The sequence below is a fragment of the Methylobacterium sp. WCS2018Hpa-22 genome, assembly GCF_031843785.1.
Lineage (GTDB): Bacteria > Pseudomonadota > Alphaproteobacteria > Rhizobiales > Beijerinckiaceae > Methylobacterium.
Genome location: NZ_JAVTJA010000001.1, coordinates 364,484 through 389,644, shown reverse-complemented (window position 1 = coordinate 389,644; position 25,161 = coordinate 364,484). Strand labels below are relative to the sequence as shown.

The window sequence follows — 25,161 nt, the reverse complement described above, 5'->3', positions numbered from 1 at the left end:
CCGGCTGAAGCCGCATCGCCGCAGGCGCCGAAGGCGGGGTCCGCGGATACCAAGAGTTCCACGAGTGGCAAAACCGGCATCTCCCGTGCGACGCCACTGCGGGATCCGATGCTGCCGCCCCGGGCGACGCGCATCGCGGCGGCCGAATCGCTCCCGCCCTCGCTGGTTTCGCCCCTCATCGTCACCGCGCTGATCGTCTCCGGCCTCTATATCGGCCGCGACGTCCTCATTCCCATCGCCATCGCGGTCCTGCTCTCCTTCGTGCTGGGCCCCATCGTCTACCTGTTGCGGCGCCTACGCTTCGGACGATTCCTGTCGGTGGCGACCTCCGTCGTCATGGCCCTCGGGGTGGCGGCGGCTTTGGCCACCCTCATCGGCGTCCAGCTGGCGGATCTGGCCAAGGATGTGCCCCGCTACCGCGCGACCATCGAGCAGAAGGTCGAGGGCCTGCGTGACAGCCCGGCCGGGCGGATGGCCGATTACGTCGCCAATATCGGCCGGACCATGCATCAGGGCGGCGAGGAGAGCGCGAAGCCCGAGACTCCGAAGCCCGAGGCCGGGAAGCCCAACGCTCCGCCGCCCGAGAAACCGGTCCTCGTCGAGATGAAGGAGCGGGCACCGGACCCGCTGGCGCTGGCCAACACTATTCTGTCGCCGATCCTGCATCCGCTGGCCACCATCGGCATCGTCTTCATCGTGCTGCTGTTCCTGCTGATGCAGCGCGAAGACCTGCGCGACCGCATGATCCGTCTCGTCGGGTCGAGCGATCTCCACCGGACCACCGTGGCGATGGACGATGCCGCGCGGCGTCTCAGCCGCTACTTCCTGGTGCAGCTCGCGCTCAACGCCGCCTTCGGCGTGGTGATCGGGATCTGTCTCTATATCATCGGCGTGCCCAACCCGGCCCTCTGGGGCATCTTCTCGGCGTTGATGCGGTTCGTCCCCTATATCGGCGCGGCCCTGGCGGCCCTGTTCCCCCTGGCGCTGGCGGCGGCGGTCGATCCCGGCTGGTCGATGGTCATCGCCACCCTGGCGCTGTTCCTCATCCTCGAACCGCTGACGGGTCATGTCATCGAGCCGATGCTTTATGGCCAGTCCACCGGCATGTCGCCCTTCGCGGTGCTCGTCTCGGCCCTGTTCTGGACATGGCTGTGGGGACCCGTCGGCCTGCTGCTGTCGACGCCGCTCACCGTCTGCCTCGTCGTTCTCGGCCGCCATGTGGACAAGCTCGAATTCCTCGACGTGCTGTTCGGCGACCGGCCTGCCCTGACCCCGGTGGAGAATTTCTACCAACGCATCCTCGCCGACGACCCGGAAGAGGCCGAGGAGCATGCCGAGCTCATCCTGAAGGAGTGCTCACTCTCCTCCTACTACGACGACGTGGTGCTGAAAGGCCTCGAGCTCGCTGCCCGCGACGCGGCCCGCGGCGTGCTCACCCCGGAGCAGAAGAACGATATCCGGGACACGGTCGCGGTCCTCATCGCCGGGCTCGACCGACGGGAGACCGAGGTGCCCGACGACGACTTCGCCATTCCCGACGACATCCCCGAGGCCTGGAAGCAGGACGGTGCGGTCCTATGCGTGACGGGGCGCAGCTTCGTCGACGAATCGGCCTGCTCGATCCTGGCCCAACTCCTGAGCAAGCGCGGCATCGGCACGCGAATCGTGCCCTTCTCCGATGTGGCGCGAGCCCAGATCGACAGTTTCGATCCCGGCCCGGCCCGGATGATCTGCATCGTGTCGCTCGCCATCAGCGGGGAGCCGACGCATCTGCGCCGCCTCGTCGGGCGGCTGAAGCGGCGCATGCCGGACCTGCCCATCGTCGTCGGCCTGTGGCAGGCGGATCACGAGATCCTCAACGACGAAGGTCAGCGCGCGGCGATCGGCGGCGACGTGCACGTCTCGTCCCTCGATTCCACATTGCAGGCCGTCCTCGCCCAGGCCGGCACGATTGTGGGGGCCGACAAGGCGGGCTCGTCCGCGCCCGAGCCACCGCCATCGGCCCCCGTCACGGCCGCCCTGGCGACCTGACGGAAGAGGCACTCCGTTGCGGTCGAAAGGCCGGGCGATGGCGGTCGAACCACCGGGGTCATGGCGGTCGTTCGGGGCCTATCGGGCTTGACGCGGCCGGCCCATCGTCGCTTCCGTGGCGGACACGGTTCGGACAGGAGGCCCGTCGATGAGCGTCGTCGATCTCGCACGGTTCATGGAAGATCTCGCCACCGAGTCGGGTCAGGCCATCCTGCCCTTCTTCCGCGCTTCGTTCGGCATGGACGACAAGGGCAGGGGCACCGGCGCCTTCGATCCGGTCACCGAAGCCGATCGGGCGGCGGAGACCATCCTGCGCGGCCGGATCAGGAGCACCTTCCCCACCCACGGCATCGTCGGCGAGGAGTTCGGCTCCGACCATGCGGATGCCGAATGCGTCTGGGTCCTCGACCCGATCGACGGCACTCGCGCCTTCATCACGGGGCTCCCCACCTGGGGAACGCTAATCGGCCTGCTCCATGACGGCGTGCCGGTGCGCGGGCTGATGAACCAGCCCTATCTCGGCGAGCGATTCGTGGGCGATGGAGCCAGTGCCACGTTCCACGGCATTCGCGGCCCGCGCAAGCTCATGACCCGCCGCTGCGAGCGCCTCGCCGATGCGCTGCTCGCCACCACGGACCCGCGCCTGTTCGCGCCGGGCGACGAGCAGGATCGCTTCCAAAGCATCGAGGGCGCGGTGCGGATGTCGCGCTACGGCACCGATTGCTACGCCTATTGCATGCTCGCGGCGGGGCAGATCGACCTCGTGGTGGAGGCCGGCTTGAAGCCGCACGACATCGTCGCGCTGATCCCGATCATCGAGGGTGCCGGCGGCGTCATCACCGCCTGGGATGGAAGTTCGGCCGCGAAGGGCGGCCGCATCGTCGCCGCCGGGGACGTCCGGCTACACGCCGCGGCCCTGCGCCACCTCAACCCGTGAAGTCCTGAACCGCGCGGGTTCTAGGGCAGCATCGCGGCAGCGGCTGACCGCCCCGTATCGGCGTGCTCCACTCGCGACGGCGTGACCACCGTCCCCGGTACGAAGGCATCGAAAGCCGCCCAGAAATCATCCCGGATCGCGTCACGCTCCGAGAGGATCTCATGCCGGGCATCGGGCAGGACGAGGAGAAACCCGGAGGAAAGGCGGCCAACGAACCGTTCCGTGATGGCGGTATCGCAAACAGGGTCGGCGCCAGCGCCGATCACGAGGATCGGGATGCGGATCGAGGCGGCCTTTCGCGGATCGGCGAGTTTCTCCATCGCCCTGAACGCACCGACGATCCAGGCCACGCTCGGGTCGCCCACGGCGCCAGTGCCCACCGCCCGGGCCGCCTGGGCATTGCGTTCATAGCGGGCGGGATCACCCGAGAGTCGGTTTCCCGCAAACGGTTTCGTCGCCATCGAGGTCGGTTTGCCGAACGGGATATAACTGCGCCCGAGCCCCAGCGCATGCAGCAGACGGGCGAGAAAGAAGGACGCCGCCGGGAAACGGATCATCCGGATCGACAACATCGGTGCCACGGTGACTAGTCGGGCGAAGGGGAGCCATCCGTCCATCGCACCGGTCAAAGCCACGGCGCCCCCCATTGAATGGGCGAGGCCCATATGCGGATGCGGCATCAACGGCCGTAGGATCGCTTCCTCTATCGCTTTGAGATCGTGGCGATAATCGTCGAACCGTGCGACGTGGCCACAATGCGCATCGGTGACTTGCCGCTGCGATTCACCCTGACCACGCCAATCGAAGGCTACGACCGCGAAGCCGCGCCGGCGCAGATCCGTGATGGTTTCGTAGTACTTTTCGATGAACTCGGCCCGGCCCTGAAGCAGGCACACCGTCCCTTTGGCGAGGCGCGTTGTGGGGCGCCAGTGAACCGCCCTCAGCCGTACTCCGTCATCCGTCTGAACAGAGACCAGTGTTCCCCCCGGGGGAACTGGATTTCCGGGGGTGGAAGCAAGGCTCAGCATGGGCGGGGTCCGAACAAGAGGAGCAGCATCAAAATTTCCATGCAACGGGGTTATCCAAACTCTTGAAGCCTATCGCCACGCCTCCGATATTGGAGGAGCGCCGGCCGATACGGCGGCGCAATAGTCCGGCCCTTTGGGCGGACGATAACGTTACATGTTGCTTCCTACGGAGAATATGTCATGCGCCAGTTCGATCTTGCTCCCCTCTATCGTTCTACTGTCGGCTTCGACCGTTTGTTCTCGGCCCTCGATCAGTTCGTGAGCGCCGACGCGGTCCCGACCTACCCACCCTACAACATCGAGCGCACAGGCGAGAACGCTTACCGCATCACGGTCGCGGTAGCAGGCTTCACCGAAGCAGACCTTACCATCGAGGTGAAGGAAAACGCTCTCTCGCTCAAGGGTGAGCGCAAGCCGGATGCCAGCCGAAAGGTCGAGGTTCTGCATCAGGGCATCGCCGCCCGTGGCTTCGAGCGTCGGTTTCAGCTTGCCGATTACGTGCAGGTGACGGGCGCGGCCCTGGAGAACGGGTTGCTCCATATCGATCTCGTCCGCGAGATTCCGGAGGCCAAGAAGCCTCGCCAGATCCAGATCGCCACGTCGGCTGCCGCCAAGGCACCCGTGATCGAGGGTCAGGTGCAAGAAGCGGCCTAATCGATCGTCTTCTGATGGAGAGCGCCCCGATCCCCTGGTCGGGGCGCTCTTGCGTGTCAGAACCCGTCGAACCGGTCTCCTCGGCCGGGCTCCCTGCATCGATAGCCAATGAAGCAATCCGGCGTGTCGCGCGTGGGCGCATAGGCGGGGATTGTGATCTCGGTCACTTCGCAAGCACCCCGGTCACGCACGAAACGGTCATAGGTCGCTCCACCCGTCCCAAGAACGATGCCGCGGTTGCGCGACACGACGGATCGGGCCTCTGGGCACGTCATATCGAGTGTGGATGCCCGTTGCGCGATAGCCGGCGAAGCGACGCCGATCGCGGCACACATGCCGCAGATGAAATTGAAGACCCTCGCCACAATCCAATGCCCCCGCGTTCGACGACGCAAAAGCGCCGTCCGACCAGGGTAACTCGAAGCCGATCAGCCAAGTTTCACAGGGGCTTCACAGGTCTCCGAAGGCGAGTTGTCCCTGTGGGCTCTGCCTAGGACGAGCGGCTATCGGCCGGTCCTTACGGACCGTAGGCTTCGGCGCGGTTCGCTGCGTTTTCGGCTCGCCGCGCATCCTAGCCTTTGCCTTGTCGCGGGCTACGGCTTCGGGAGCCTGCGGATCCTCGTTCAGCCACTTGCCGCGCTTGATGACCTCGTTGACCCGTCCCTGGTTCACGCCGACCTTGAAGGCGATCTCCTGCTGGGTCATTCCCGTGGAAGCGTGAAGGTCGAGGATGGCCCGAGCCAGTTCCGGTGTCATCTTCTGCCCCGTGAGGCGTCTCGCCGGCTTGATCGTCCGGGTCGCTCGATCGCGCTCGCGCAGGCGCTGCAGCAGGGCCAGCGCCATGTTCATACCCTGCTCTCGCAGGGCCTCCTCGAATTCCTTCAACGTCGCCATCGTCGGCTTCCTCGTTGCCGTCGCGGGCGGACCTTAGGACCTGCCCGCCACCGAGAGAACGATCGGGCATGCGCCAAGGTTGCGACGGACGCCATCGGTCGATTGAGCATGGTTGAGCCGGTACAGGGCCGATGACAACCGGGTGAAGACTTCATCCACTACTAATCCGCCGCACGTCACTCTCGGTAGCGTCGTTGTTCCAGCGCGCGTCATCGCCCGTGAAGGGACCGACTCGTACTCATTCCGTAGTGACTGGCCCTTCCGTCTTACCTTTGACGGCCAACCCTTGGCGGAAAGCCCGGGCTTCGGCTAAACCGCGCGACACACGCGGCTTTCGAGGACGCTTCCCCAATGATCAGCCCGATCCTTTCCGTCGCCCGCGACGGGTCAGCGCCCGGCGCTCCCTCCCTCGTCGAAGCCTTGGAGAACGGGTCGGTCCTGGTCTTCCACGACGAGGACTTCCCGTTCAGCGATTTCGAGAAGCGCTTCGTCGAACGACCCTTCGCTGACGGCAAGGCCAAGAATGTGAACATCCGCGGCAAGGAGGCCGCCCTGAGAGGTGCCGCCGGGACGCCGGAGGAACAGGAAGCGCTGCGTCAGCTTCTCATCCGCTACAAGGCCTTCGCCCAGGGGCTCATCGACCGCCATCTGCCGGCCTATACCGGCAAAGTCACGCTGGCTGGCACCTCCTACCGTCCGTTCGAGGTGGATCAACGCAAGCTCAGTTGGCGCCGCGACGACACCCGTCTGCATGTGGATGCCTTTCCGTCGAATCCGATCGGCGAGAAGCGCATCCTGCGTATTTTCCGCAACATCAACCCCAACGGCCAACCGCGCCTGTGGCGGGTAGGCGAAGATTTCGGCTCGATGGCTGAAAAATTCTTGCCGCGCTTGCCGGGCTACTCGCCGCTATCCGCGCGGCTGTTGGCCACGCTGCGTATCACCAAGGCGCGCCGCTCCGAATACGACCACCTGATGCTTCATCTCCATGACGCGCTCAAGCAGGACATGGAGTACCAGCAGAAAGGTCCCCAGGCTGATGTGCAATTTGCACCGGGCCAGACCTGGGTGACGTTCTCGGACCTCGTCATGCACGGCGCCATGGGCGGCCGCTACATGCTGGAACAGACGGCCTACCTGCCCGTCACGAGCCAAGCGGATCCGGAACTCAGCCCACAGCGGATCCTTGCCAAGAAACTCGGCCGCAAACTGCGTTGAGATTTCACCGATACAGAAACCGAGTTTAGGGCCACGCCATGATCCTCGAAATCGCACAGATCGAAATCAAAGCCGGCATGGAAGCTGATTTCGAGGCGAACATCGCCAAGGCATCCGAAATCTTCAAGGTCGCCAAGGGATGCAGGAGCTTCGCTGTTCGTCGTTCCGTTGAGAAGCCGCAACGCTATCGACTGCTGATCGAGTGGGAGACCCTCGCGGACCATACAGAACTCTTCACGGGCTCGCAGGCCTGGAAGGATTACCGCGCCATGGTATCCCCTTTCTTCGAGGGACCGCCGAGCGTCGAGCATACGGAACTGACCTTGCAGGCGTTCTGACGTCCAGACCCGTCATGACCGGCGGCATCATGCCCCAAGGGGAACGGGCAGGAGGAGCAAGCTGCTGTCCGGCAGCAGTCCCGCATCATCCTAAGGAAAATGCGTATCGCGCGAACGTTCGAGCTTGCTCGAAGCCATCTCTCATTTCGTTGGAGGTCGAAATACGATCGGCTTCCTATCATCAGGATCCGATGATCGGGGTGGGTTAATAGATTTCTTTCACTCCCTGGCGCGCGGCTCGCGCAAAGCCTCCGCCACCGTGACAGCCGATCGCCGACTGCTTACTGAAGGATACCGTCCTCGACAGAGGCGGTCTTATCCGAAGCGTCCTTGCACAGGCGTCCATCGCCCATGATTCAGCGCCCCCTCCGCATCGGCACCCGCGGCAGCCCCATGGCTCTCGCGCAGACGGGAATGGTCCGCGACAAGATCGTGGCCGCAAATCCGGGGCTGGAAACGGAGCTGGTGGTGGTGAACACGGTCGCCGACCGCATCCTCGACCGCCCCCTGTCCGAAATCGGCGGCAAGGGACTCTTCACGAAGGAGCTTGAACAGGCCCTCTTCGCCGACGTGGTCGACGTGGCCGTGCATTCCATGAAGGATGTCGAAACCTGGCTACCCGAGGGGCTGGTCATCGCTTGCATCCTGGAACGGGACGATCCACGCGATGCATTCCTCTCGGCGCAAGCGGAGGGCTTTGCCGGCCTCGCACCAGGAGCGCGCGTGGGCACTTCTTCCCTGCGCCGGGCCGCCCAGGTTCTCATGCGCCGGCCGGACCTGCGCATCGTCCCCATGCGCGGCAACGCCAACACAAGAATGCGCAAGCTCCAGGAGGGCACATGCGAGGCGACGCTTCTGGCCCTCTGCGGTCTCGAACGCCTCGGCATGGCCGACATGGCACGAAGCGTCCTGTCCGTGGAGGAGATGCTCCCCGCCGTGGCCCAGGGCGCCCTCGGCATCGAATGCCGGGAGGTGGATTCCGATGTTCGAGCTCTGCTTGCCCCCCTCCGGTCCCCGACGGCCACGGCTGAACTCGATGCTGAGCGTGGCCTCCTTGCGGAGCTTGACGGGTCGTGCCGCACGCCCATCGCGGCCCTGGCACGGATCGACGGCGGGGTGCTGACCCTGAACGGCCTGTTGTTCCTGCCCGACGGCAGTGCTCATTGGGCGGTCCACCGCTCTGGCGCGGTATCCGATGCGGCCGGAATCGGACAGGACGCCGGCGCCGAGCTGAAACGTGCCGCTGGCGACACCTACGCCAAGCATCTGCAATAGCTTGGCGCACGCATCGGTCGCGGGAGCTTGGTATCCGGTCGGGCGCGGCATCTTCGCGCCTTGCGGACGGAAGAGGAACGGTTAATCGCTCGTCCGGTACTGTCTGTGTACAGTCTCATACACTTCTCGGCCTGAGAATACCGATGCATGAGGTCCGCACCGCCCTATCGCCCTGCTCAACCGTGCTGATCCGTCTCGACGGGGATCCCGCTGGTCTCGGAGAGTTCACGATCGAGCAAAATGGCGATGCAGCGCTGATCGCGAGCCTGCAGGCGCGTGTCGAGGAACAAGCCCGTTTCATCGACGCACAGGCAGTGTCCCTCGCCCATAGCCGGAAAATCTTCGAACGCGCCTCCGCCGTAGCCAAGATCGGAGTCTGGGAATGCCGCCTCGAAGATGAGGCACTGACCTGGACCGATGCCGTTTACAGGATGTTCGATCTACCGGTGGGCTCGCCGGTGGACCGCGAGACGACCCTGGCATGCTACAGCCCGGCGTCGCGCATCCGCCTCGACGCGCTCCGTAGCCAGGCCATCGCCGAACGCGGCGGCTTTACCCTCGACGCCGAAATTATGACCGTCGCAGGCAACCGCCGCTGGATCCGCCTGACCGCAACGGTGGAATGCGACAGCGGAATCCCGGTCCGTATCTTCGGCATGAAGCAGGACATCACCGAGGAGAAGATCCTCGCAGACCGGACCCGTTATCTCGCAGAGTTCGACACGCTGACGGGCCTGCCGAACCGCACCGTTTTCTACACTCGGCTCACAGCTATGGGCAGAATGGGAGCTTTGTTGCTCCTCGACCTCGACGGCTTCAAACAAGTCAACGACACATATGGCCATATGGCCGGTGATGCTTGTCTTACGGAGGTCGGGCGACGTCTTATGGAGACGTGCCGTCACACCGAGTTCGTGGCTCGTATCGGGGGGGACGAGTTCGGCATCGTGGTGGACGCCACCATCGATCCTCCCGACCTCGCCGTCTTGGCGGAGCGTATCATCGCTGCCATGGCGCCGCCCATCGCTTGGGGGCAGGGGACCTTCACGATCGGAGTGTCGATCGGCATCGCCATGATGGCACGCCACAAATCGGAAGACATCTTCGCCGAGGCCGACATGGCGCTGTATGCGGCCAAGGCGGAAGGACGGGGGACGTTCCGGCTAGCCCCTCCGGCAGAACACTTGTGACCGCTTCACGCTGATCCGTGGTGAGAAACGGATCTTGGCGGCAAGCCTCGCTCAGCCGCCATCATTCGGGCAAGCGCAACGATTTCGCGGATCTGGAACGGCTTGCGGACCGAAAGGCTTCCCCGAAGGGGCCTGCGGTCAAAATAAGCATTCGTCGATGCATAGATCACCGGGCGGTCGGGGCGAACCTCGCGGAAGGCAAGAGCCACCGTCCATCCGTCTATCATCCCCGCGAGATTGATATCGGTCAGCTACCAGTCGATATCGACGCCATGAATCCTGAGAAGCGTCAAGGCGTCTTCTCCGCTTGACGCGGCGACGACTGCGAGACCAGCGCGCTCGCACTGGATCGTCAACATATCCAGCAGAAGGAAATTATCCTCGACGATCAGAACTTTCGGTGTGCCACTCATTCCGGCCATCGACCCTATCCTACACCAACAAATGGCTGCATTAATGGTTAAGCTTCCATCAACGGTCGCGTCGACTCGGGTGTCGCTCGCAACGTGGACGGAGGGTCGTTTGGAGACCGTGTGACGATGCGCGAGGCAGCGTTGGAGCCAACGGCGGAGAAGGGGAGGTGGGCGGTCTGCAATGAAGCTACGCTCGCCGAACTCGAAGTCCTGCTTGGACGCGACCACTTGATGCAGCTTCTGTCCCTGCTCATCGTCGAGATCCGAATCCGGTTTCGAGCAGGGAACGACGATCGGATCGCCATCGGGCAGGACGCCCATGCACTCCTGGCATCGAGTGGGGCTCTCGGCTTCGTCGACCTCTCGCGGTGCTGTTCGGCGATCGCTCAAGCTTGCCTCAATGGCGGTGATATCGACGTCCCGCTGCAGGAAGGCCGGGTCGCCGCCAAGCGCGCGCTCGACGCGCTCGCCGTCTTGGGCGCATACGGGTGACAGCACTTTCGCGTCTTCCGAACACCTCACCGCAATGCTCCGTTGCGCCGAAGACACACCCGTCGGAGGAGAGGAGCAAGCAGCTTTTTCGTCGCGCAGCTGCCGCATTTCAGGTGCGACACAGGGTATCGCGCCGGTCACGAGGTCGTTTCGTTGAATTGAGGTGCTCAGCGTCACACGCCGCGACTGGATTTCAGTCTTTGAAACACCCCGTCAAGGTTGACGGAACCTTCGCTTAACCCGCTCGACCTACATAGGTCCTACCACCAAACGACCCCGCTGGGACGCTCCGGAACCGGACACCCCGCCCGAGGAGACCACGACCATGTCGATGACCGCGCGCTTTCGCGTGTTTCCGCTCGCGGCGGCCCTTTGCGCCGCGCTCAGTGTCGCTGCCTGCACAAACGACAAGGATCTTGCCGACGCTTCGGGCTTCGCAGGAGGCGCCAATACGCCGGGCAGCGCGCAGGACTTCGTCGTCAATATCGGCGACCGCGTCTTCTTCGAATCGGATTCGACCGATTTGACGCCGACCGCCACCGCCACCCTCGACAAACAGGCCCAGTGGCTGCAGCGCTATCCCCGCTACACCTTCCTGGTCGAAGGCCATGCCGACGAACGCGGCACCCGCGAGTACAACTTCTCGCTCGGCGAGCGCCGCGCCCAATCCGTCAAGGACTACTTGTCCTCGCGCGGCCTCGCCGCCGGACGGATGCGGACGGTTTCCTATGGTAAAGAGCGCCCGGTCGCCGTGTGCAACGATATCTCCTGCTGGTCACAGAACCGCCGCGCCGTGACCGTCCTCGATCGGGGCGCCGGCTCCTGAGAACGTAAGGTTAGCCATTACGGGCGCAGCCCACTTTTGCTGCGTCCAGGCACATCTGCTATCGGCGGGGCGCTGCCGATGCATCCTCGTCCGATCCGACCACAGGTGCCGATTCCCATGCTCCGCCGCCTGCTCATCGCGTCCACGTTTCTCACGTTCCTGTCTCCCTTGACCGTCGGCGGTTCGGCGACGGCCCAGGATGCGTCGGAATTTGTCGTCCGTCTGAACCGCATCGAGAACCAGTCCCGTCAGATGGCTGGTCAGATCGAGACGCTGCAATATGAGAATCGCCAGCTCAAGGAACAGCTTCGCAAGTTCCAAGAGGACGTCGAATATCGCCTGCAAGAAGGCAAGGGTGGCGCTGGAAAGCCCGCCGCATCCCCGTCAGGTACCAATCCCGGTCAAGCCAAGACGCAAAAGCGCAGCGATGCCTTCAACCCGGATCAGAATCCGGGTCGTCCCGGCGGGCCGATGCCGCTCGGCACGACTATGCCGTCGGCTGCCATCGCGACCGCACCACCGTCTCGGGGACCGAGTGTGCCGCCCACCGTGGTCGATGCCGATGACGAAGAGCCTGGCCTGTCGCCTCCCGGCCTAGGTGGCCCCGTCGACCTCACGCCCCCGTCGCGCGTTCCTACGACGGGCGCTCTCGCGAGCCCGTCGCGCCCGATGACCAGCGTGGCCGCCACCACGACAGGCGATGCACGGGCGGATTACGAGACGGCTTACGGCTACATCACCGGACGCCATTACGAACAGGCGGAGATGAGCCTACGCCAGTTCATTCAATCGCATCCGCGCGACGCGCAGGTGCCGTCGGCGACGTACTGGCTCGGTGAGAGCTACCTTCAGCGCAACCGCAACCGCGAGGCGGCCGAGCAGTTTCTGAAGGTCTCCACGGATTACGCGCGCTCGCCCCAGGCGCCGGATGCGATGCTGAAGCTTGGAATATCTCTGAATGCACTCGGCGCACGGGAACAGGCCTGCGCCACTCTCGCCGAGCTGGAGCGGAAGTTCCCGTCCGCAGCGCAGGGTGTCCGCCAGAGCGTGGTTCGCGAGCAGAAACGCGCCCGCTGCGCCGCTTGAATGCCACCCCAGCGGGTGACGGGATCGACGCGACGCTTGTCACGGCGCTGAAGCCCTATCTCGAAACTCGCAACCTGCTCATCGCAGTTTCCGGCGGACCGGACTCTACTGCATTGATGCATGCGGCCGCCCGGTCCGGGGCGGCGCATCCGATCCAAGTCGCGACGGTGGATCATCGTCTTCGTGCGGAGGGAGGCGTCGAGGCCCGGAACGTCGGGATCACTGCGCGGGCGCTTGGTTTGAGGCACCACATCCTGAGCTGGGACGGCGACAAGCCTAGCCGGGGTATTCAAGCCGCCGCACGCCAGGCGCGCTACGCCCTCCTGGCGGAATGCGCGACTGGGATCGGCGCGGACACAATACTGACGGGCCATACGGCTGACGATCAGGCAGAGACCGTGCTGATGCGGCTCCTCGCCGGAAGCGGTCCGGCTGGTCTCGCGGGTATGCGGCGCGACCGGGAGCTTGCACCAGGCCTTCGCCTAGCAAGACCCTTCCTCCATATTCCAAAGGCGGACCTCATCGCCTACTGCTCGGCTCATGGGCTGGCATACGCGAGCGATCCTTCGAATGTGGATGAGCGCTTCGCACGTGCACGTTTACGCCGACTGATGCCCGACCTCGCAGCGGAAGGTCTCAACGCCGAACGGCTCTGCCGTCTGGCGGCCCGCATGTCTCGCGACGAGGACGCGTTACGCGATGCAGCGCAGTCCACCTTTATCAGGCTCCGCCTTACCGCCGATGCCGTTGTCCTGGATGGCCGCCTACTGGCCGCTCTTCCGGATGCGATCCTTATTCGCGTCGTCGACCTCGCATTGAACGAGGCCGGAGGGGGAGGGGTAGGGCGCCTGGAACGCATGGAGCGGCTCGTCTTCGAAGAGCTTCGGCCGGCCCTCACCGCAGGCACCGCCATGCGACGCACGCTTCGGGGCATCCTCGTCGAACTTGGGGCCGAGGGCGTCCTCTCCTTCTCTCCGGCACCGGCGCGACGGTCCCCATCTTAGGGACGCGCTCACCTTTCCGCCGACCGGCTTGCCGCAGGCAGGCCCGATTTACTTGGCAAGGGAGGCGGCACTGCCTACATTGCCGACATGCATCCGCGTGATCCGCCCACCAAGCGCGGGACCGGACGCCCCCAGGGATTGATCGATGAACCCGAACTTCCGCAACTTTGCCTTGTGGGTCGTCATCTTCCTGCTCGTGCTTGCCCTCGTCACCCTGTTCCAAAATCCGGGACATCGCGGCGGCGGCAGTGAGATCGCCTATAGCCAGCTTCTGAATGATGCCGATTCCGGCAAGATCCAGACGGTGGTGATCTCCGGGCAGGATGTGAGTGGTACCTATGTCGGCGGTGGCAACTTCACCTCCTATGCACCCAACGACCCGAACTTGGTGTCGAAGCTGCAGAGCAAGGGTGTGCAGATCACCGCACGTCCCCCCTCGGACAACACGCCCTGGTTCATCCAGCTTCTCGTGAGCTGGCTGCCCATCCTGGTTTTCATCGGTGCCTGGATTTTCCTGAGCCGCCAGATGCAGTCGGGTGCCGGGCGCGCCATGGGCTTCGGAAAGTCGAAGGCCAAGCTTCTCACCGAGGCCTCTGGCCGCGTGAGCTTCGACGACGTCGCCGGCGTGGAGGAAGCCAAGGAAGACCTGCAGGAGATCGTCGAGTTCCTGCGTGATCCGCAGAAGTTCCAGCGTCTCGGCGGTCGCATTCCACGCGGGGTGCTCCTCGTCGGCCCTCCCGGCACGGGTAAGACCCTCATTGCCCGTGCGGTGGCGGGCGAAGCCAATGTGCCGTTTTTCACGATCTCGGGTTCGGACTTCGTCGAGATGTTCGTCGGCGTCGGTGCCAGCCGCGTCCGTGACATGTTCGAGCAGGCCAAGAAGAATGCGCCCTGCATCATCTTCATCGATGAGATCGACGCTGTCGGTCGCCACCGCGGCGCGGGTCTCGGCGGCGGCAACGACGAGCGTGAGCAGACATTGAACCAACTCCTCGTGGAGATGGACGGGTTCGAGGCCAACGAGGGCGTGATCATCATTGCGGCCACGAACCGTCCCGACGTGCTCGACCCCGCCCTGCTGCGTCCGGGCCGCTTCGACCGCCAGATCATGGTGCCGAACCCCGACGTCGTCGGCCGCGAGCGCATCCTTCGCGTTCACGTTCGCAAGGTGCCTTTGGCTCCGGATGTCGATCTCAAGGTCATCGCACGTGGGACCCCTGGTTTCTCCGGCGCCGACCTGATGAACCTCGTCAACGAATCGGCCCTGCTCGCCGCACGTCGTGGCAAGCGCATCGTCACGATGCACGAGTTCGAGGACGCCAAGGACAAGGTGATGATGGGTGCGGAGCGGCGCACCTTGGTCATGACCGAGGACGAGAAGAGGCTCACCGCCTATCACGAGGGTGGCCACGCCATTGTCGCCTTCAACGTGCCTGCCACTGATCCCGTCCATAAGGCGACTATCATTCCGCGTGGCCGGGCCCTGGGCATGGTCATGCAGCTTCCGGAGCGCGACAAGCTGTCTATGAGCTTTGAGCAGATGACCTCGCGTCTCGCCATCATGATGGGAGGTCGCATCGCCGAAGAAATGACGTTCGGCGCCGACAAGGTTACCTCCGGCGCCCAGTCAGACATCGAGCAGGCGACACGTCTCGCTCGTATGATGGTGACCCGCTGGGGCTTCTCGCCTGAGCTCGGCACCGTGGCCTATGGCGAGAACAACGACGAGGTCTTCCTCGGCATGTCCATGGGCCGTCAGCAGACGGTTTCCGAGGCTACCGCCCAGAAGATCGACGCAGAGGTTCGCCGCCTTGTGGAAACCGGCCTCGAGGAAGCCCGCCGCATCCTCGGCGAGCATAAGGACGATCTCGAAGCACTGGCCCAGGGGCTTCTCGAATACGAAACCCTCTCGGGTGACGAGATCAAGAACCTGATCGCAGGCAAGCCGCCCATCCGTGATGCCGGTGATGGACCGACTCCGATCCGTGGTTCTTCCGTCCCGTCCGCCGGTCGCGGCCGGCCGCGGGACAACGAAGGCGGGCTGGAGCCTCAGCCCCAGGCGTGATGCCAGGGTGTCCGTTCTTCAGAGATATCAAAGCGGCGAGGGAGACCTCGCCGCTTTTCTTTTGATTTCCGAAAGCCGAATCGGGCGGCACCGCGGATAGATCGACCGTACGGCGAGGCGCTTGCCGGCGTGACGAGCAACGAGGAGGTGAGGGACAAGATTGTTAAACTCGACCTGGCTTTCGATCCGCTGGCCTATTCGTTCGAGACGTGCAGCCTGCTCTTGACGAGCGTTCGGACGGGTTCTGGCAGGTGAACATGGCGACCGGGCAGTGTGTCGAGCTTTACTATTTCAGCGTTGGCAAGCAGATCGAGGGTGCTGTCCTCGTCTCGCTGATCATTGCTGTTTCACAGGCCTTCTGACGCGCGACGAGGAATGAGCTAGGCTCCCGCCCGGCCACCATTCGTTTGCCATGCTTCGATACCATTCAGCGAGGTGAGACCCGCTATGGTGGGCTGTGACGATCGGGATTGAAGAACGTGCGTAAGTATTTCGGCACAGACGGCATCAGAGGCCGTGCCAACGGGGTGATCACCCCTGAACTGGCCCTCAAGGTGGGGCAAGCGGCAGGATTGGTCTTCCAGCGGGGCGATCACCGCCACAGGGTCGTGATCGGCAAGGACACCCGCCTGTCGGGCTACATGATCGAGACGGCTCTCGTTGCCGGGTTCACCTCGGTGGGCATGGACGTGATGCTGCTCGGCCCCATGCCGACGCCGGCCGTGGCCATGCTCACCCCCTCGATGCGTGCCGATCTAGGGGTTATGATCTCCGCGTCGCACAATCCGTTCGAGGATAACGGCATCAAGCTCTTCGGTCCCGATGGATTCAAGCTGAACGACGATGTCGAGCGCGCCATCGAAGCCTTGATCGACGGGGAGTTGCATAAGAAGCTCGCCGGCTCACGCGACCTCGGCCGCGCCAAGCGGATCGAAAGCGTGCATGCTCGCTACATCGAATTTGCTAAGCGTACGCTGCCGCGCAACGTCACCCTCGACGGCCTACGGGTCGTGGTCGATTGCGCCAATGGCGCGGCCTACCGCGTTGCGCCGGAGACCCTTTGGGAACTCGGAGCGGAAGTGATCGCCATCGGCGTCGATCCCGATGGCTTCAACATCAACCACGATGTCGGATCCACGGCTCCCGCCGCCCTTGCCGCCAAGGTTCGGGAATTGCGGGCGGATATCGGCATCGCCCTCGACGGCGACGCAGACCGTGTTCTCATCGTCGATGAGAAGGGCCAGTCGGTGGATGGAGACCAACTGATGGCTGTCGTGGCACGGTCCTGGAAGGACGACGACCGCCTGACACAGCCCGGCATCGTCGCGACGATCATGTCCAATCTCGGTCTCGAGCGGTTCCTCGGGGGGATCGGCCTTGGTCTCGCCCGCACGGCGGTCGGCGATCGCTACGTCCTCGAGCACATGCGCGAGCATGGCTACAATCTCGGCGGCGAGCAGTCGGGTCACATCATCATGTCGGATTACGCCACTACCGGAGACGGTCTGGTGGCGGCACTGCAGCTTCTCAGCGTGGTCAAGCGTCAGGAGCGGCCGGTGAGCGAGGTCTGCCATTGCTTCGACCCGCTGCCGCAGATCCTCAAAAACGTGCGCTACCGCTCTGGTACGCCGCTGCAGCAGGATGCGGTCGTGACAGCCATCGCCCATGGCCGCGAGCGTCTCGGCGAGACCGGCCGCGTCGTCATACGTCCGTCGGGTACCGAGCCGGTCATTCGCGTCATGGCTGAGGGCGACGATCGAAGCCTCGTCACGGAAGTCGTGGACGACATCGTCGATGCCGTCGCGAAAGCCGCGGCCTAATCGCGCAACGCCTCCGGCGCGAGGCAGCGCCATGCCGTCAGGAGAGCGCTTCTGAGCGTCTCCTCATCGGCCCCATCCAGGGACAGGCTGGTCCAGCCACGCCGTCCCCAAGCGCCGGGGACAGGATCGAACAGGTCCGGCTCGGCCTCGACCACAAAAGCCTGATGCTCGGCGGGGAACTTCAGCACAACGCGTTCTTCGTCGACCCAGAGGGTTGCGAAGATCCGCCCGCCGATGCGGAAATCGGGTTGGCCCATATGGGCGCCTTCCTCCACCCCCGGCAGCATCAGAGCGAGTGCGCGTACATCTTCAGGCCGCATGATCTCTCCGCCTCGTTACTCGCGAAAACCACCGAGGCGGCACGCGAATGCAAGTGCCGCGATATCTCGACAGCTTCTACGAGCGACAGTAAATTTGCGGCCCTCTAAGAACTCAGAAAGGCTAACGTTTAACGTTAAGCGCGATTTAACTCATCCGGCAGATGATGGGCTCGTCATCCAGGCTGGTGCTCCCACACCTCCGCCGAACGATCGAGTTGAAGGATCCATTATGCGCCGCTCCAAGCTTTCTGCCTTGGCGCGCTCGATCACGCTCCTTGCGAGCGTGGGAGCGCCATGCCTCGCGCAGGCCGCCGACCTGCTTACGAGCCTGCCTCCCGAGCCGCTCCCCCCGCCGATCGAAATCGGCGGCGCATGGTACCTTCGCGGCGACGCCGGTGCTGGAATTCTCGGGGAAGGTCACACCGTCGCCAAGGACGTGACGACCCCTCCGATTCAATACAATTACAACGTGTTGAAGGATTATCTGGGCAACCAGGCCTTCGTGGGCGCGGGTATCGGATACCAAGCCAATTCCTGGCTCCGCTTCGATTTCACCGGCGAGTACCGGTCGGAAGCGAAATGGATCTTCTACGCGGCCGAGAGGCCGAGCGGCGGGATCAATCGCACGTCCGGCAAGTTCTCCTCGGTGGTCGGCATGGCCAACGGCTACGTCGATCTCGGCACATATTACGGCGTCACTCCCTTCGTCGGCGCAGGTGTCGGCTTTGCACACCACATGTTCGGCGGCGTGACCGACAACGGCCAAGGCCTCTATCAGGGCGGCTTTGGCTCGGGCCCGGAAAAGCAGAAGCTCAGCTTCGCTTGGGCGGCCCATGCCGGTCTCGGCTATTCCATTACGCCGAACCTCAAGCTCGAACTCGCCTATCGCTATCTCAACATGGGTTCGGCGCAAACCGGCACGATCACCTGCGAGGCACCGCCCTTCTGCAAGACGGATTATCACCTCAAGGACATTGCCTCGCATGACGTGAAGGTCGGCATGCGCTGGATTCTTGGGGGCGCCGTTGCACCAGCGGTCGAATATCAGCCGCTGCCAGAACCGATCGTCCGTAAATACTGATTTTTTCCAAGAACACTACAAAGACGGCGCGGATCGGTATCCGCGCCGTCTTCTTTTGTGCAAGCACGACAGCTGGGTTAACGCCGGAGCGCGTTGTCTTTTCCAGCTCAGGACCCGTTAGGGTTAAGGCGATCATAACCTTTTAAATTCATCATCTTGGTCAGTCACCCCCCTCGCCGGCATGCATCCGTAACATGCGCTTTCCGGCCGATGCGTCCGTGAGGATCCTGATGATTCCGCCTCGTCCATACCGCTCCGCAGCCCTCGCTGCGATCCTCGCCGGACTGGCAATCGGCGCCGTGCCAGCCGTTGCAGCGGACCTTCTTCCGCCGCCACCACCTCCGCCGGCACCCGCCCCGGTCCAGATCGGCAGCGGATGGTACCTCCGTGCCGATTTCACCGAGAGCTACTACGATCATCCCAAGGATGCGACGCTGGTCGAACCGGGCACGCCACCGCTCGTACGACTGCGCCTCAGTCATCAGCCAGGCTATGGTGGCGGCATCGGCTACCGCTTCAACAACTGGCTGCGCATGGACGCCACCATCGACCAGCGCCTTCCCAGCCGTTTCACGACTTACTCGTCCGGCTCGAACTTCGCGAACGGATACAACGTCGAGGCCGGCAAGCTCGACGTGCTGACGGCTCTCGTGAACGTCTATGCGGATCTCGGCACCTGGTGGGGGCTCACCCCCTATATCGGCGGTGGCATCGGTATCGCACAGAAGGATTTCCGTAACGCCTATACCCAAACCACCTGTACCGTTCCCGTGCTCTGTGACGGAAGCCCGGTGGTCGGGCCACGCCCCGCTGCCGCGCGTCGCAACGGTTCGGTCACGTCATTGGCCTGGGCACTGACAGGCGGCGTGTCCTACGAGATCGGTGCGGGCTTCGCGATCGATGCGAACTACCGTTACGTCAATCTCGGCCGCGCCAAGACCGGCCTCGACGATTTCGGCTTCGGGACCCGCCTCAAGGACATCTCGGCCAACGAGGTTCGCATCGGCCTGCGCTACAGCTTCGCCGGCGGCGCTGCTGCTTTTGGGACCGGCGGTTACGGCGGCGGCAATCCCTACGAATAAGGCATAGCCCGATACACGGCAGGACCTTCGCCCGCCTTCCTACGCTCAAAGCCCGCCCGGCCCGTGCCGCGCGGGCTTTTTCGTCCTGCGACCATGACCATAGGCCTCGCCGTAACTCATGTGGCGCGAACGCAACGGAGTATTAAGGTTACGCAATCAATAATGATACTATGTTCGGAAAGAACAGTCGGGCTGCAGCCCTGAGGACGACCTCGATGCGTACCGTCACCCTTGCTCTCCTGACCGGCATCACACTCGGATGGCTGCCGACCGCCCGGGCCGCCGATCTGGACTATGGCGTGCTGCGTGGTTCCGATTACGAGCCTGCCTCAACCGAGATCGATTGGAACGGCGGATATTTCGGCGGGCATGCGGGATACAGCTCGGCCGCGCTGGGCTTCAACAATGCGTTTCAACCCATTGTCGCAAGCGCGCTCAGCCAGACTTACTTCGAGAACGAGATGCATGCCTCTGGATTGCTCCAAACGCATTCAACCCGGACGGAAGGCGCCAGCTATGGAGCTTTTGCGGGATGGAATTACCAGTTCGACGAGACCGTCATCGGCATTGAGGTGGATTATACAAGCTTCGGCAGAACCGGCGCGAGCAACAATTACATTTCTCGTTTCATGGTTGGAACAGATGGCTTTTTTCGCTCCGTCGGCCTCGAAGGCACGTCCTCGACGCGAATTGAAGATTTCGGCACGATCCGGGCCCGTGCCGGTTACACAATGGGCGCCTTTCTCCCGTTCGTAACGGGCGGACTGGCCATCGGCCGCGCACAAATCGCAGATCAAGTAAAGGTTCAGGCCGCAGAATACGACCAAACCACGTATCGTGCCAATCTCGGCCTCAGCGATCCTAGGCAAGCCGCCGTCGTCAGCCACAGTGGTTATGGCAGCTTCAATGCCCAAAACCCCGGTCGATCAACTCTGGCAGCGCCCATCACCTACGGAAGCAGTAAAACAAAGGTCGTTGGCGGCATCGCACTGGGCGTAGGCTTGGAATACGCGTTGACGCAGAACATTATTCTGCGTGGGGAATATCAATATGTTCTCTTTAACGACTTTGATGGCCACAAAGTTAATCTGAACACCGTCCGCGGCGGTGCGGCCGTGAAGTTCTGAGACTCAAACAAAATCTGGTGCGTTAAGGGCTTCATCGCATCATCCGCTGCAAAGTCCGCCAGCATTTTGAAACGGACTCCGCACGATGAACCGAACCAACCTCTCCGTCGGTGCCGCGATACTCAGCCTCGTATCCATTTCAGGAGCCGAGGCAGGAGGCCGCCACATTGCCGTCGATGCTGTGTACCAAGGTCCGTATGTTCAGCGGCACGGCGCGATGTTGCCGCCGCAGATTTCCTATCGTGATCCTCGCTACCTGCCGGCGCCGCGCTTGGTGAGAACCATTTACGGCCCGCCAGTCGTCCTGGGTCTTGTTCCCCCGCACAACCCCAACGCACCGGTCTATAACGAACCGCCGCCACGCTTCTCGCAGGACTGACCAACGTCAGCTTTCGAGTTCGCTGTCCCAATACAGGTAATCCAGCCAGGTGTGATGGTACTCGCGGTGGTCGAATTCCGGTTGGCGGCGATGGAGCTCGTGCCGCGTCGGCCGGTGGGGTTCATGCAGAAGCGGCATCTCGGCTTCCGCCGGAGTACGGTTCGCCTTGCGCAGGTTGCAGGGTGAGCAGGCGGCGACGACGTTCTCCCAGCTCGATAATCCGCCGCGCGAACGCGGGATGACGTGGTCGAAGGTCAGCCCGCCCGAGGGCATCCGAAGTCCGCAATACTGACAGGAGAAGGTGTCGCGCAGGTAGATGTTGTAGCGGGTGAAGGCCGGACTGCGCGCCAGGGTCACGTAGTTCTTGAGGGCAACGACGCTGGGGACCCTCAAGGCGCGGCTCGGTGACCGGGCCTCGACATCGTAGCTGGCCACCAATGTGACCCTGTCGAGGAAGAGGGCGGTGAAAGCGTCCTTCCAGGACCATAAGGACAGCGGATTATACGAAAGCGGCCGGTAATCCGCATTGAGGACGAGCGTTTGGAGATCCAGCATGGCGCTACTCTCTTGACGGATCGACGAAGGGACGACGCAGCACGTTACGGCGCGGCATCGTCCCCGGATGATGAAAGATCGGTGGTCCCGGCAGTTCGGTCTTCGACTTTGGCATCCGGCGAACACATCTCGGTCGCCGGACCCGCACAGGATGCGAAGAGAACAGATGATCGGGGAGGGCGGACCGGCCTGGGCTTAGCCAAAAGCGGTCGCATCGGGCGGGAACGCCCGGTTTGTGGCGAGGCACATCGACATGGACGGCCAACGCCACCTCCTCGCGTCGATACGAAAAGGCTCTGTCCATTGCGCGTTAGTCTAATATCAGCATGACACGCTTGTGAAGGTTGCCCGGTCGATCCGCGACGTCGCGGCCCACAATCTTTCGGGCTGCCTCGGCGAATGATGTGTCTGCGGCACCCTTTCGCCCCATTGATCGGCCATCCGACAATCTGATTTTTGACCCGCTGCCACCTACGGCGCGTGTTGTGCCTTCGCTGATGCTCCCATCATGGCCACGGCTCTTGCCGGAGATGGGCCTGGAAGCGATTGGCCCGCGCACCGGGGTCTGCGTGCCGACGCCAGAGGGGCGGTCGGCCCAAGCCGACGAAAGGAACGACATGGAACTGGGATTCATGAAGGGCAGAATGCGACATGCAGCGCTCCTTGCCGCGTGGATGGGTGCCTCCTTCCTGACTCCCATTCCGGTTCTGGCGCAGGCGGCGCCCGTCGCCCCCGCGCAGACGGAGCCGGCAAAGCCGGCGCCCGCTACCGTCCCACCCGCTGCGGCGGCCCCCGCGCCGGCTGCGAAGCCGCCCGTGCCGAAACAGGCAGTCTCTGAAGCGATCCAGAATGTCCGCGACCGGCTCGACGAGGCGAAGGCCAATCTCGATGAGCGTGAAAAGCTGCTCGCCGGCCGCAACGTCGATTCCGCGAACCTGCTCAAGGCACGCGAAGGCCTCGACGCCATCGCCGACCGGATCCGTCAGATCATCGATGCCACCACGCCGCGTCTCGAAGCGGCCCGCGAGCGCCTGACGCAGCTCGGCCCGAAGCCGAAGGAAGGCGAGGAGGGCGAGGACGTCGCCAAGGAGCGGGGCGAGCGCGAGCATGCGGTCGCCGAGATCGACGAGACGCAGCGGCTGGCGAAATCGCTTCTCGTGCAGAGCGACCAGATCATCGACCAGATCACGAACAAGCGCAGGGCAGCCTTCACCCGCGGCCTGTTCGAACGCTCGTCGGCACTGGTGAATCCCGACCTCTGGATGCGTATCGCCGACGATGTCCCGCGCGACATCCGGGCTCTGCAGGCCGCCGTCAGTGATATCGCTGGCCTGTTCGGCCGCAACGGATCGATCTGGAATCTTCTTCTGCTCGGGGTCGCGCTTGGCATCTCCGTGGCGCTGTATTTCGGACGCCGAAACATTGCCCCGCGTCTCGGGCGGCGCAGCCAGAGCGTCGTCGACCCGACGCAGCGCATGAAGCTGATGGCGGCCTGGCGCGTCTTCCTCCTCGGCACCGTACCGGCGGTGGTGGGAAGCTACGCCGTCTATTACGCCCTGGATTCCACGGACCTGCTGCCGCAGCGGCTGATGCCGGTGGCCGGCGCCATCCTCGGCGGGCTCGCTTTCATCGCCTTCGTAGAGGCGCTTTGCGACGCACTGCTGTCGCCGGAAAAACCGTCCTGGCGTCCTGCTCCGCTCAGCGATTCGACCGCGTCGCGGTTGACGCGGCTCGCCGTCGGCATCGCCACGGTAATCACGGTGGTCAAATCCATCGAGGCGCTCAATTCCGGCATCTACGCCGCACTATCGATCTCCATCGCCACCCGTGGCATCGGCGCCCTCGCCACCATCCTGATCCTCGCCATCGGGTTGCACCGCTTCGCCGACACGGCGGATAAGGAGGAGGCCTGCTTCGGTCCCTACGTCGCGCCGGAATCCACCACGACGATCGGCGGTCCGGCGCGCCTCCTCGGATGGGCTGCCGTCATCGTCATCGGCATCGCGCCCCTCGTCGGCTATGTCGCCTTCGCCGCCTTCCTCATCGACCAGCTGGTCTGGACGGCGTGCCTGATCGCGCTGCTTTACCTGCTTATCACGAGTGCCGACACGTTCATCGGCGGTACGCTGAAGGACGAGACCCGCTTCGCCACAGCGCTTCAGGCCAATACCGGGCTACGCAAGCGCTCGATCAACCAGATCGCCGTTCTGTCGACCGGTCTCGCCCGAGTCGTTCTGATCCTGGTGGCCGCCTTGCTGGCGCTCGCGCCCTGGGGCCTCGATTCCACCGACGTCTTCACCTCCGTGCGCAGCGCCTTCTTCGGCTTCAAGGTCGGAGACGTAACGATCTCGCTCTCCACCATCGCGTATGCGGTGGGACTTCTCGTCATCGGCGTGGTCATCACGCGCGCAGTCCAGCGCTGGCTGGAACAGACCTACCTCCCGGCCACCGATCTCGATGCGGGCCTGCGCAACTCCATCTCCACCATCACCGGTTATTGCGGCTTCCTGATCGCCCTCGCGCTCGCCTTCTCCTATCTCGGACTCAGCCTCGAGAAGCTGACTATCGTCGCCGGTGCGCTCTCCGTCGGTATCGGTTTCGGCCTCCAATCCATCGTCAACAACTTCGTCTCGGGCCTGCTGCTGCTGTGGGAGCGACCGATCCGCGTCGGCGATCAGGTGCTCATCGGCGACAGCGAGGGCATCGTGAAGCGCATCTCGGTGCGCTCCACCGAGATCCAGACCTTCGACCGTTCGGCGGTGATCGTGCCGAACTCGAACCTGATTTCGGGTATCGTGAAGAACCGCGTTCGCGGCGATCGCACCGGCCGCGTCACCATCACGGTCAACGTCCTGCGCAACCAGGATCCGGTCCGTGCCGCCGAAATGCTGGTGGCCTGCGCCGCCGCTCATCCGGATGTGCTGAAGGAGCCGGCACCACGGGTGGTGTTCCGCAAGATCGGCGATCCTTTCCTCGAATTCGAACTGATCGCGATGATCGTCGATGTCAGCATGGGCCTGAAGGTCACGAGCGACCTGAACTTTTCCGTGTTTCAAGCCTTGTCCGGCGCAGGGTTCATCCCGGCTCTCGGCCCCGGATCGAGCGTCGTCACCGTCCAGGGCCTGGAGCCGGTCCAGACCGCACTCGGGCAGATCGCCGGCGTGTTCGCACAGAACCGGAGCCAGGATCGGCCGGCTCAGGCGGAGGAGGTCGATGACCGGCAGGTCAGCCCTTCCGCGAACGAGGAAGCCGAGCCGATGCGCTCGGCAACGCCCCGTGAACCGAACCGGCGTAGGAGCCCTGCGGAGGTGTCGTAGACCGACACGATCGACGACGAACGCGAGGC

24 protein-coding genes and 1 pseudogene are annotated in these 25,161 nt (G+C 63.7%); 19 read left to right on the top strand and 6 right to left on the bottom strand.

The annotated features are described in order from the left end of the window. Positions 1-108 precede the first annotated feature (108 nt). A complete protein-coding gene (locus RQI43_RS01745) occupies positions 109-2,031 on the top strand; it encodes an AI-2E family transporter (RefSeq protein ID WP_311274104.1) in 1,923 nt (640 codons plus the stop codon). Positions 2,032-2,179: 148 nt separating this feature from the next. After that, the gene (gene hisN, locus RQI43_RS01740; RefSeq protein WP_056433570.1) at positions 2,180-2,968 is read left to right on the top strand and encodes a histidinol-phosphatase; all 789 of its coding nucleotides are present in this window, start codon (positions 2,180-2,182) and stop codon (positions 2,966-2,968) included. 20 nt (positions 2,969-2,988) lie between these two features. On the opposite strand, the gene RQI43_RS01735 is transcribed toward hisN, so the two are convergent. Then, positions 2,989-3,996, bottom strand: a complete 1,008-nt coding sequence (locus tag RQI43_RS01735) for an alpha/beta fold hydrolase (protein WP_056433567.1) — start codon at positions 3,994-3,996, stop codon at positions 2,989-2,991. Between the two features lie 180 nt (positions 3,997-4,176). Here RQI43_RS01735 and RQI43_RS01730 point away from each other — a divergent pair, with 180 nt between their 5' ends. Then, positions 4,177-4,650, top strand: a complete 474-nt coding sequence (locus RQI43_RS01730) for an Hsp20 family protein (RefSeq protein WP_056433564.1) — start codon at positions 4,177-4,179, stop codon at positions 4,648-4,650. A gap of 56 nt (positions 4,651-4,706) precedes the next feature. On the opposite strand, the gene RQI43_RS01725 is transcribed toward RQI43_RS01730, so the two are convergent. Next, positions 4,707-4,985, bottom strand: a complete 279-nt coding sequence (locus tag RQI43_RS01725) for a hypothetical protein (RefSeq protein WP_056433780.1) — start codon at positions 4,983-4,985, stop codon at positions 4,707-4,709. A gap of 115 nt (positions 4,986-5,100) precedes the next feature. Continuing rightward, positions 5,101-5,544, bottom strand: a complete 444-nt coding sequence (locus tag RQI43_RS01720) for a hypothetical protein (protein ID WP_056433561.1) — start codon at positions 5,542-5,544, stop codon at positions 5,101-5,103. 351 nt (positions 5,545-5,895) lie between these two features. On the opposite strand from RQI43_RS01720, the gene RQI43_RS01715 reads away from it, so the two are divergent. The 4 genes from RQI43_RS01715 (at position 5,896) to RQI43_RS01700 (ending at position 9,565) form a co-directional block, all read left to right on the top strand. After that, positions 5,896-6,762: a Kdo hydroxylase family protein gene (locus RQI43_RS01715; RefSeq protein ID WP_056433558.1), complete on the top strand. Its 867-nt coding sequence runs from the start codon at positions 5,896-5,898 to the stop codon at positions 6,760-6,762. Positions 6,763-6,800: 38 nt separating this feature from the next. Further along, the gene (locus RQI43_RS01710) at positions 6,801-7,100 is read left to right on the top strand and encodes an antibiotic biosynthesis monooxygenase (RefSeq protein WP_056433555.1); all 300 of its coding nucleotides are present in this window, start codon (positions 6,801-6,803) and stop codon (positions 7,098-7,100) included. 351 nt (positions 7,101-7,451) lie between these two features. Beyond that, positions 7,452-8,375: a hydroxymethylbilane synthase gene (hemC, locus tag RQI43_RS01705; protein ID WP_056433552.1), complete on the top strand. Its 924-nt coding sequence runs from the start codon at positions 7,452-7,454 to the stop codon at positions 8,373-8,375. A gap of 143 nt (positions 8,376-8,518) precedes the next feature. Further along, the gene (locus RQI43_RS01700; RefSeq protein WP_311273989.1) at positions 8,519-9,565 is read left to right on the top strand and encodes a diguanylate cyclase domain-containing protein; all 1,047 of its coding nucleotides are present in this window, start codon (positions 8,519-8,521) and stop codon (positions 9,563-9,565) included. Between the two features lie 5 nt (positions 9,566-9,570). Here RQI43_RS01700 and RQI43_RS01695 read toward each other — a convergent pair. Further along, positions 9,571-9,978 (bottom strand): annotated as a pseudogene (locus RQI43_RS01695) (response regulator). Between the two features lie 126 nt (positions 9,979-10,104). Between RQI43_RS01695 and RQI43_RS01690 the strand changes: the two are divergent. The 7 genes from RQI43_RS01690 (at position 10,105) to glmM (ending at position 17,271) form a co-directional block, all read left to right on the top strand. After that, the gene (locus RQI43_RS01690; RefSeq protein WP_244477961.1) at positions 10,105-10,470 is read left to right on the top strand and encodes an Hpt domain-containing protein; all 366 of its coding nucleotides are present in this window, start codon (positions 10,105-10,107) and stop codon (positions 10,468-10,470) included. 325 nt (positions 10,471-10,795) lie between these two features. Next, positions 10,796-11,296 (top strand): peptidoglycan-associated lipoprotein Pal, encoded by a 501-nt coding sequence (pal, locus tag RQI43_RS01685; RefSeq protein ID WP_018043035.1) that lies wholly within the window; start codon positions 10,796-10,798, stop codon positions 11,294-11,296. Between the two features lie 117 nt (positions 11,297-11,413). Then, positions 11,414-12,382 carry a tol-pal system protein YbgF gene (gene ybgF / locus RQI43_RS01680; RefSeq protein ID WP_056433543.1) on the top strand — a complete coding sequence of 323 codons (969 nt, stop codon included), beginning with the start codon at positions 11,414-11,416 and terminating at the stop codon, positions 12,380-12,382. Beyond that, positions 12,379-13,386 (top strand): tRNA lysidine(34) synthetase TilS, encoded by a 1,008-nt coding sequence (tilS, locus tag RQI43_RS01675; protein ID WP_056452793.1) that lies wholly within the window; start codon positions 12,379-12,381, stop codon positions 13,384-13,386. The genes ybgF and tilS overlap by 4 nt, the downstream gene beginning before the upstream one ends. Positions 13,387-13,531: 145 nt before the next feature. Beyond that, positions 13,532-15,451: an ATP-dependent zinc metalloprotease FtsH gene (gene ftsH / locus RQI43_RS01670; RefSeq protein WP_027174054.1), complete on the top strand. Its 1,920-nt coding sequence runs from the start codon at positions 13,532-13,534 to the stop codon at positions 15,449-15,451. A gap of 209 nt (positions 15,452-15,660) precedes the next feature. Next, complete coding sequence (locus tag RQI43_RS01665) at positions 15,661-15,813, top strand: hypothetical protein (RefSeq protein WP_156467929.1); 153 nt, start codon at positions 15,661-15,663, stop codon at positions 15,811-15,813. Between the two features lie 117 nt (positions 15,814-15,930). Then, on the top strand, positions 15,931-17,271 hold the full coding sequence (glmM, locus tag RQI43_RS01660; protein WP_056433774.1) for a phosphoglucosamine mutase: 1,341 nt from the start codon (positions 15,931-15,933) through the stop codon (positions 17,269-17,271). Here glmM and RQI43_RS01655 read toward each other — a convergent pair. Further along, a complete protein-coding gene (locus RQI43_RS01655; protein ID WP_056433528.1) occupies positions 17,268-17,591 on the bottom strand; it encodes an MmcQ/YjbR family DNA-binding protein in 324 nt (107 codons plus the stop codon). The two genes, glmM and RQI43_RS01655, sit on opposite strands and share 4 nt — an antisense overlap. Positions 17,592-17,820: 229 nt before the next feature. Between RQI43_RS01655 and RQI43_RS01650 the strand changes: the two genes are divergently transcribed. From RQI43_RS01650 to RQI43_RS01635, 4 genes are all read left to right on the top strand, one after another. Beyond that, positions 17,821-18,672 carry a porin family protein gene (locus RQI43_RS01650; RefSeq protein ID WP_311274103.1) on the top strand — a complete coding sequence of 284 codons (852 nt, stop codon included), beginning with the start codon at positions 17,821-17,823 and terminating at the stop codon, positions 18,670-18,672. A 230-nt stretch (positions 18,673-18,902) separates the two neighbouring features. Then, the gene (locus RQI43_RS01645; RefSeq protein ID WP_311273988.1) at positions 18,903-19,754 is read left to right on the top strand and encodes an outer membrane beta-barrel protein; all 852 of its coding nucleotides are present in this window, start codon (positions 18,903-18,905) and stop codon (positions 19,752-19,754) included. 215 nt (positions 19,755-19,969) lie between these two features. Beyond that, entirely contained in the window at positions 19,970-20,881 is a 912-nt protein-coding gene (locus RQI43_RS01640) for an outer membrane beta-barrel protein (RefSeq protein ID WP_311273987.1), read from the top strand. A gap of 85 nt (positions 20,882-20,966) precedes the next feature. After that, positions 20,967-21,260: a hypothetical protein gene (locus RQI43_RS01635; RefSeq protein WP_207411402.1), complete on the top strand. Its 294-nt coding sequence runs from the start codon at positions 20,967-20,969 to the stop codon at positions 21,258-21,260. 6 nt (positions 21,261-21,266) lie between these two features. On the opposite strand, the gene RQI43_RS01630 is transcribed toward RQI43_RS01635, so the two are convergent. Then, entirely contained in the window at positions 21,267-21,815 is a 549-nt protein-coding gene (locus RQI43_RS01630; protein ID WP_018043045.1) for an HNH endonuclease, read from the bottom strand. A gap of 617 nt (positions 21,816-22,432) precedes the next feature. Here RQI43_RS01630 and RQI43_RS01625 point away from each other — a divergent pair. After that, positions 22,433-25,132 (top strand): DUF3772 domain-containing protein, encoded by a 2,700-nt coding sequence (locus RQI43_RS01625; protein WP_405030533.1) that lies wholly within the window; start codon positions 22,433-22,435, stop codon positions 25,130-25,132. Positions 25,133-25,161 lie beyond the last annotated feature (29 nt).

What these genes read in the sequence shown, in the direction of transcription:
- RQI43_RS01745 (WP_311274104.1), top strand. Translation starts at nt 109, where the DNA reads ATGCTGCCGCCCCGGGCGACGCGCATCGCGGCGGCCGAATCGCTCCCG.
- hisN (WP_056433570.1), top strand. Translation starts at nt 2,180, where the DNA reads ATGAGCGTCGTCGATCTCGCACGGTTCATGGAAGATCTCGCCACCGAG.
- RQI43_RS01735 (WP_056433567.1), bottom strand. Translation starts at nt 3,996, where the DNA reads ATGCTGAGCCTTGCTTCCACCCCCGGAAATCCAGTTCCCCCGGGGGGA.
- RQI43_RS01730 (WP_056433564.1), top strand. Translation starts at nt 4,177, where the DNA reads ATGCGCCAGTTCGATCTTGCTCCCCTCTATCGTTCTACTGTCGGCTTC.
- RQI43_RS01725 (WP_056433780.1), bottom strand. Translation starts at nt 4,985, where the DNA reads ATGTGTGCCGCGATCGGCGTCGCTTCGCCGGCTATCGCGCAACGGGCA.
- RQI43_RS01720 (WP_056433561.1), bottom strand. Translation starts at nt 5,544, where the DNA reads ATGGCGACGTTGAAGGAATTCGAGGAGGCCCTGCGAGAGCAGGGTATG.
- RQI43_RS01715 (WP_056433558.1), top strand. Translation starts at nt 5,896, where the DNA reads ATGATCAGCCCGATCCTTTCCGTCGCCCGCGACGGGTCAGCGCCCGGC.
- RQI43_RS01710 (WP_056433555.1), top strand. Translation starts at nt 6,801, where the DNA reads ATGATCCTCGAAATCGCACAGATCGAAATCAAAGCCGGCATGGAAGCT.
- hemC (WP_056433552.1), top strand. Translation starts at nt 7,452, where the DNA reads ATGATTCAGCGCCCCCTCCGCATCGGCACCCGCGGCAGCCCCATGGCT.
- RQI43_RS01700 (WP_311273989.1), top strand. Translation starts at nt 8,519, where the DNA reads ATGCATGAGGTCCGCACCGCCCTATCGCCCTGCTCAACCGTGCTGATC.
- RQI43_RS01690 (WP_244477961.1), top strand. Translation starts at nt 10,105, where the DNA reads ATGCGCGAGGCAGCGTTGGAGCCAACGGCGGAGAAGGGGAGGTGGGCG.
- pal (WP_018043035.1), top strand. Translation starts at nt 10,796, where the DNA reads ATGTCGATGACCGCGCGCTTTCGCGTGTTTCCGCTCGCGGCGGCCCTT.
- ybgF (WP_056433543.1), top strand. Translation starts at nt 11,414, where the DNA reads ATGCTCCGCCGCCTGCTCATCGCGTCCACGTTTCTCACGTTCCTGTCT.
- ftsH (WP_027174054.1), top strand. Translation starts at nt 13,532, where the DNA reads ATGAACCCGAACTTCCGCAACTTTGCCTTGTGGGTCGTCATCTTCCTG.
- RQI43_RS01655 (WP_056433528.1), bottom strand. Translation starts at nt 17,591, where the DNA reads ATGCGGCCTGAAGATGTACGCGCACTCGCTCTGATGCTGCCGGGGGTG.
- RQI43_RS01650 (WP_311274103.1), top strand. Translation starts at nt 17,821, where the DNA reads ATGCGCCGCTCCAAGCTTTCTGCCTTGGCGCGCTCGATCACGCTCCTT.
- RQI43_RS01645 (WP_311273988.1), top strand. Translation starts at nt 18,903, where the DNA reads ATGATTCCGCCTCGTCCATACCGCTCCGCAGCCCTCGCTGCGATCCTC.
- RQI43_RS01640 (WP_311273987.1), top strand. Translation starts at nt 19,970, where the DNA reads ATGCGTACCGTCACCCTTGCTCTCCTGACCGGCATCACACTCGGATGG.
- RQI43_RS01635 (WP_207411402.1), top strand. Translation starts at nt 20,967, where the DNA reads ATGAACCGAACCAACCTCTCCGTCGGTGCCGCGATACTCAGCCTCGTA.
- RQI43_RS01630 (WP_018043045.1), bottom strand. Translation starts at nt 21,815, where the DNA reads ATGCTGGATCTCCAAACGCTCGTCCTCAATGCGGATTACCGGCCGCTT.
- RQI43_RS01625 (WP_405030533.1), top strand. Translation starts at nt 22,433, where the DNA reads ATGGAACTGGGATTCATGAAGGGCAGAATGCGACATGCAGCGCTCCTT.